This window comes from Rickettsia endosymbiont of Culicoides newsteadi (genome assembly GCF_002259525.1).
GTDB lineage: Bacteria > Pseudomonadota > Alphaproteobacteria > Rickettsiales > Rickettsiaceae > Tisiphia.
Window position 1 is genome coordinate 1 of record NZ_MWZE01000172.1, and the last position, 906, is coordinate 906.

Consider the following 906-nt stretch of genomic DNA (forward strand, 5'->3'; position numbering starts at 1 on the left):
TCCTTCTGTAAGTATTTGATAAGCTAGTTTTGTCTCAAACATACCAGCTATTTTTTTTCTTAATTGTGAGCAATAGCTGGTATCTATGCTATACTCTAATTCGCTTAAGTATTTTTCTTTTTGTCGCATCTCTACAGATTCAGGATATGAAACATTGGCTGTAAATCTAAAAGTTTCATGATTAACCATCGGTGCTTGGTGTTTCTCATAACGAAAAGCTTTGCTCATATAAGCAATCATGTGATTTGTACTGGCAAATGTTTTATTAGGATCACGAATATAGAGCTTTAGTAACAACTGGTTGGCAAAGTTGCTACTAAACTCCCTGCTAGATAATTTGTTTATTTTATCAACTTGCTCTTTGCTAAGAGGATAGAAGGATTTTAACGATGTAGCTTGAGTTGATGGTTTGTTGTTGGGTAGTGATTTAGCTTGGCTTGATGATTTCTTGTGATGAACAATACTTGCGTTTGTAACAGATATTTCTGATGTTGTATTTACCAAGCCATTTTCTATTGCAACATTGATTTGCTCTTCTTCATCGCTTTGCTCGCTCAGTTGATTCAGTAGTAGTGTTTTTTCTTGTTCCTCCTTTACTATTTCTGATATTTCTTCTATCGCTTTTAGTTTTCCTTCTTCTAAGTTATTAGATGTTTCTGTGTCTAGAATAGATTCCTGTGTTTTGATAATAGGAAGAGTAGTATTAATGCTAACTATTTCTTGTTCTTTCTCAAGAAGAGTTTCTTTTTGTTCTTCTTCTAAAGAATTTTTATAAGATACAGATAATTCAGATAAATTTTCAGATGAAGAAATGTTAGTTTTTTCAAAAAAACTTTTTTCGCTATCTATATTATCTAAATCTTTAGTATTTGATATAAAGTATTTATTTATATATTGACTAGAATT

Annotated in this window: 1 pseudogene; it reads right to left on the minus strand. The window is 30.8% G+C overall.

Going from position 1 to position 906, the window contains the following annotated elements:
* Positions 1-906 (minus strand): annotated as a pseudogene (locus tag RiCNE_RS07670) (hypothetical protein); the annotation flags it as partial.